The organism is Pseudomonas sp. PsB (assembly GCF_043658375.1).
GTDB classification, from domain to species: domain Bacteria; phylum Pseudomonadota; class Gammaproteobacteria; order Pseudomonadales; family Pseudomonadaceae; genus Aquipseudomonas; species Aquipseudomonas putida_Z.
The window spans coordinates 1-5730 of record NZ_JBIGLU010000073.1 but is presented as its reverse complement, the minus strand read 5'-3'; the positions used below and the strand labels follow the sequence as shown (position 1 = coordinate 5730).

The window sequence follows — 5730 nt, the reverse complement described above, 5'->3', positions numbered from 1 at the left end:
TGCTTCATGGAAAAACTCGGCTGGCGGGATCGGCGTATTTCACCAGATTCGGGAAGTCTTTTTCAGACCTTCCCTAAAAACCAAAGGAGCAAATCACGATGCGCGTGATGAAGTGGAGCATGATCGCCCTGGCCGTTGCGGCAGGGACCTCGCAGTTGGCATTGGCCTCTTCCCAGGACGAGTCCAAAGGTTTCATCGAAGACAGCAAGCTGAACGTCAAGACCCGCATGCTGTACTTCAGCCGTGACTTCCGTAACAACGAAGGCGGCCAGAGCCGTCGCGAAGAAACCGGCCTGGGCTTCCTCGGCACCTTCGAGTCCGGCTTCACCCAGGGCACCGTGGGTGTGGGTGTTGATGCCATCGGCATGCTCGGCCTGAAACTGGACAGCGGCAAGGGCCGCGCCGGCACCGGCCTGTTCCCGACCGGCTCCGACGGCCGTTCGCAGGATGACTACTCCAAGGCCGGCGGCGCGGTTAAATTCCGCATCTCCGACACCGTACTGAAAGTGGGTGACCAGTTCACCGCTCTGCCGGTCTTCGCCACTGACGACAGCCGCCTGCTGCCGGAAATCGCCCAGGGCACCCTGATCACCAGCAACGAGATCGAGGGCCTGACCCTGCACGCTGGTCATTTCACCAGCCTGACCGCCCAGGAGCAGACCAACCGCGACAGCTTCCGCCTGAAGGAAGCCAACGTGGTAGGTGGTACCTACGCGTTCACCGACAACCTCAGCACCAGCCTGTACTACTCGAAGGTTGAAGACTACTGGCGCAAATACTACGCCAACGTCAACTGGGCACTGCCGATCTCGGACAAACAGGGCCTGGTGTTCGACTTCAACATCTATGACACCAAGAGCGAAGGCTCGGCCGAGTACCGCGCATTCGATGGCGACAAGCTGGACAACCGCGCATTCAGCCTGTCGGGCGCCTACAACATCGGCGCTCACACCTTCACCCTGGCCTACCAGAAAGTCACCGGCGACGGCGACTATGGTTATGGCATCGACGGTGGCGGCACCATCTTCCTGGCCAACTCCGTGGCCCGTTCCGACTTCAACGCCGAAGACGAGAAATCCTGGCAGGCTCGCTACGACCTGAACTTTGCCGAATACGGCATCCCGGGCCTGACCTTCATGACCCGTTATGTACGCGGTACCGATGCCAACGTCACCGGCACCAGCAACGGCAAGGAATGGGAACGCGACGTAGATATCAAGTACGTGCTGCAGAGCGGCCCGGCGAAAGACCTGAGCTTCCGCGTGCGTCAAGCCACCTACCGTTCTTCCGATGGCACCTACTACGATTCCCCATCGATCGACGAACTGCGCCTGATCGTGGAGTACCCGCTGAGCATCCTGTAAGCCTGGCTTGCAGTGCCCCGCACCTGAAAAAGCCCGGCAATCACGCCGGGCTTTTTCTTGGCTGACAAGCGTCACGCCCTGGGGCATCCTGTACGCCTTCGTTTCGCCCCCGTACAATGCGGGGTCATTTCAATGTCTTAGGCAATCGACACGGCTCACCATGCGCACCAGTCAATATTTGCTCGCCACCCAGAAAGAAACCCCTGCCGACGCAGTGGTCATCAGCCATCAGCTCATGCTGCGTGCCGGCATGATCCGCAAACTGGCCTCCGGCCTGTACACCTGGCTGCCGATGGGCTTGCGGGTGATGCGCAAGGTCGAGGCCGTGGTGCGTGAGGAAATGAACGCCGCCGGCGCCCTGGAAGTGCTGATGCCCAGCATCCAGCCCGCCGAACTGTGGCAGGAATCCGGCCGCTGGGAACAGTACGGCCCCGAGCTGCTGCGCCTGAAGGACCGCCACCAGCGCGACTTCTGCGTCGGCCCGACCCACGAAGAAGTGATCACCGACCTGGCCCGCAACGAGCTGTCCAGCTATAAACAGCTGCCGCTCAACATGTACCAGATCCAGACCAAGTTCCGTGACGAGATCCGCCCGCGCTTCGGCCTGATGCGCGGCCGCGAGTTCATCATGAAGGACGCCTACTCGTTCCATGCCGACCAGGCTTCCCTGCAGGAAACCTACGACCGCATGCACCAGGCGTACAGCAACGTGTTCACCCGCCTGGGCCTGGACTTCCGCCCAGTGCAGGCCGACACCGGCTCCATCGGTGGCAGCTACTCGCACGAATTCCACGTACTGGCCGAGTCCGGCGAAGACGACGTGATCTTCAGCGACAGCTCCGACTACGCCGCCAACATCGAGAAGGCCGAGGCCATCCCGCGTGAAACCGTGCGCCCGGCCCCTACCGAGGAGCTGCGCCTGGTCGACACGCCGAACGCCAAGACCATCGCCCAGCTGGTGGAAAACTTCGGCCTGCCGATCGAAAAGACCGTCAAGACCCTGATCGTGCGGGGCGCGGAGGAAGGCAAGCTGGTAGCACTGATCGTGCGTGGCGACCATGAGCTCAACGAAATCAAGGCGGCCAAGCTGGAACAGGTTACCGACCCGCTGGTCATGGCCACCGACGCCGAACTGCGCGAGGCCATCGGTGCCGGCGCCGGCTCGCTCGGCCCGCTGAACCTGCCGCTGGAAATCGTCATTGACCGTTCGGTTGCCCTGATGAGCGACTTCGGCATTGGCGCCAACATCGACGACAAGCACTACTTCGGCGTGAACTGGGAGCGCGACCTGCCGGTTCCACAGGTCGCCGACCTGCGTAACGTGGTCGAAGGCGACCCGAGCCCGGACGGCCAGGGTACCCTGGTGATCAAGCGCGGCATCGAAGTGGGCCACATCTTCCAGCTCGGCACCAAGTACAGCGAGGCGCTGAAGTGCCAGGTACTGGGCGAGAACGGCAAGCCGGTAACCCTGTCCATGGGCTGCTACGGTATCGGTGTATCCCGCGTGGTGGCAGCTGCCATCGAGCAGAGCTACGACGACAAGGGCATCATCTGGAACGACGCCCTGGCCCCGTTCCAGATCGCCCTGGTACCGCTGCGCTACGAAACCGAGGTAGTTCGCGAGGCGACCGACAAGCTGTACGCCGAGCTGACTGCTGCCGGCTACGAAGTGCTGCTGGACGACCGTGACAAGAAGACCAGCCCAGGCATCAAGTTTGCCGACATGGAGCTGATCGGCATCCCGCACCGCATCGTCGTCAGCGATCGCGGCCTGGCCGAAGGCAACCTGGAGTACAAGCACCGCACCGAGCAGGACGCCCAGTCGTTGCCGCTCGATGAAGTGCTGACCTTCCTGCAGGCCCGCGTTCGCCGCTGATAACCAATGCACGAGTGATCATGTTCAAGCGAAGTACCTTTCCCCTGGGGGGCGCCGCACTGTGCGGCGCCCTGCTCGTCAGCGGCTGCGCCAACCAGATGTCCCAGCGCAGCGACCATGAGGAGCGCGTCGAGCGCAAACTGCTCGAGCACACCCTGCAGATCGATGTCGGCGAGCCGAAGGTGATGGAGCTTCCGCAACGACGTGTGCGCGTGCATGAGCAGAAGCGCTTCGAAGTCACCGAGTTCGAAGTCACCCGCAGCTATGACCGCTACACGCCTTACCAACCCTGGCGGGAGATCTACGAGATCCCGCTGGGTGCGGTGGCCGTGGTGGCAGGCGTGGGTGCCAACGTGGTCAATGTCTTCGCCCTGGGCAACCTGCCGGAAAGCATCACCCACGACTGGCTCAGCTATGGCGTGGACGGGCTCAACCCGTTCATGAACGTGCCGTCCAACGGCCGTGCCCAGCAGAACCTGGCCGGGATCAGCGAAGTGCAGAAAGGCAAGCGCGAGGAATCTACCAGCGTGCCCTGGAGCGAGCGCCTGGTCGAGGTCAAGGCCGGCAAGATGACCCACGAGCTGACCACCGACAGGAACGGCGTGCTGCGCCTGAACCTGCTCGACAGCCCGTTCTCCGAGCAGAACCTCAACCACATCGGCACCCTGCACCTGCAGGTGCTGGACGAGGACAACGCGGTACGTGGCGATGCCAGCCTGCTGGTCAGCGCCACCCTGCGCAACAAGCTGCTCGAAGCCCATGAACTGATCTTCGATGACCTCGAAGATGACGATGTCGGCCAATGGGTACACCGGGTCAAGCGCTTGTCCGAACTGGGCCTGGAAGAGGAAGCCAGTGAAATGGAACAGAGCCTGATCGAACTGACCCGCAACGACCCGGAGTTGCAGCAGGAGTTTCTGCAGTCGCTGACCAAGGCCACTGGCCGGTTGGTGGCCGACCCGGGCGCGCAATAACCCGCATCACGCAATACCTTGTAGGAGCGGCCTTGTGTCGCGATGGGCTGCGAAGCCGCCCCATGATTTCAGCCTTGATGCATGAATTGCCGGGGCTGCTTCGCAGCCCATCGCGACACAAGGCCGCTCCTACAGGGACCGCGTTAAATTGGCGGGCCATTTATTGAGGCGGGAACAGCTCCAGCTGCTCATGCGCCCCGCGCAAGTCGCGCAACCTCACGCCTACCCCCAGCAAGCGCACCGGCTTGCCACCACGGGCAAACGCCTGCCCCAGCAATTGTCGATAACTCTCCAGGTCCCTGCCCGCCCCCGCCTGCTCCATGGTGGTCTGGCTGAAGTCATGGAACTTGACCTTGACGAAGGGTTTTTCCGGCCGGTAACTGCTGTCCATGCGGGCGATACGCTCGTTCAGGCTTTCCAGCAGCTCGGGCAGCCGTGCCAGGCAACTGGCCAAGTCCGGCAGATCGGTGTCGTAGGTGTTTTCCACGCTGACCGACTGCCGGCGACTGTCATTGTGCACCGCACGTTCATCGATACCCCGCGCCAGCCCCCACAAACGCTCGCCAAAGCTGCCGAACTCGCGCACCAGCGCCAGGCGCGACCATTCGCGCAATTCCAGGCAGGTTTCGATACCCAACCGCGCCAGCTTGTCTGCCGTTACCTTGCCCACCCCGTGCAGCCTGGCCACCGGCAGGGCGGCGACGAATGCCTCCACTTCGCCCGGGGTAATCACGAACAGGCCATTGGGCTTGCGCCAGTCACTGGCGATCTTGGCCAGGAACTTGTTCGGCGCCACACCGGCCGAGACAGTGATATGCAGGGTGCGGGCGACGCGCCGGCGGATATCCTCGGCAATGCGCGTGGCGCTGCCCGAATACCACTGGCTGTCGCTCACATCCAGGTAGGCCTCGTCCAGCGACAGTGGCTCGATCAACTCGGTGTAGTCGCGGAAGATCGTGTGGATTTCCCGCGAGGCCTCACGGTAGGCCTCGAAGCGCGGCTTGACGATCAGCAGGTCCGGGCACAGCTTCAGGGCGTGCCGCGACGACATGGCCGAACGCACGCCGTAGGCACGCGCTTCATAGTTGCAGGTGGCGATCACCCCACGGTGGTCGGCCGAGCCCCCCACCGCCATGGGCCGCCCGGCCAGGCGCGGGTCGTCACGCATTTCGATCGCGGCATAAAAGCAATCGCAGTCGACGTGGATGATCTTGCGCAAGGACATGGATGACCGTCAGCACTGTAAATTCATACAGATAGTATCGCATGTGCCTTCTGGGCATGCAGCCTGTGCGCGGCATTGGTCGATAATCGGCCTGAAAGCCCCGTCGCGCCTGAGCTGCGCGCCATATTCAAACGCTAAGAGTTTGAACAGGAAAGGTTTTTTCAGAAAAAAGCTTGACACCCACGGGTAAATCCGTAGAATTCGATCTCACAGGCGCGGGATGGAGCAGCCTGGTAGCTCGTCGGGCTCATAACCCGAAGGTCGTCGGTTCAAATCCGGCTCCCGCAACCA

General features: G+C 62.3%; 4 protein-coding genes and 1 tRNA gene. 4 read left to right on the top strand and 1 reads right to left on the bottom strand.

The genetic code is table 11. From position 1 onward, the window contains the following. Nucleotides 1–98: 98 nt before the first annotated feature. The 3 genes from ACGLHT_RS29795 (at nt 99) to ACGLHT_RS29785 (ending at nt 4214) form a co-directional block, all read left to right on the top strand. Nucleotides 99–1364 (top strand): OprD family porin, encoded by a 1266-nt coding sequence (locus ACGLHT_RS29795; RefSeq protein WP_025340268.1) that lies wholly within the window; start codon nt 99–101, stop codon nt 1362–1364. A gap of 160 nt (nt 1365–1524) precedes the next feature. Continuing rightward, nucleotides 1525–3240 (top strand): proline--tRNA ligase, encoded by a 1716-nt coding sequence (locus tag ACGLHT_RS29790; RefSeq protein ID WP_274121084.1) that lies wholly within the window; start codon nt 1525–1527, stop codon nt 3238–3240. Between the two features lie 20 nt (nt 3241–3260). Continuing rightward, nucleotides 3261–4214, top strand: a complete 954-nt coding sequence (locus tag ACGLHT_RS29785) for a hypothetical protein (protein ID WP_023661807.1) — start codon at nt 3261–3263, stop codon at nt 4212–4214. 160 nt (nt 4215–4374) lie between these two features. On the opposite strand, the gene dinB is transcribed toward ACGLHT_RS29785, so the two are convergent. Then, complete coding sequence (dinB, locus tag ACGLHT_RS29780) at nt 4375–5433, bottom strand: DNA polymerase IV (RefSeq protein ID WP_274121086.1); 1059 nt, start codon at nt 5431–5433, stop codon at nt 4375–4377. A gap of 220 nt (nt 5434–5653) precedes the next feature. Between dinB and ACGLHT_RS29775 the strand changes: the two genes are divergently transcribed. Then, nucleotides 5654–5730, top strand: a tRNA-Met gene (locus ACGLHT_RS29775).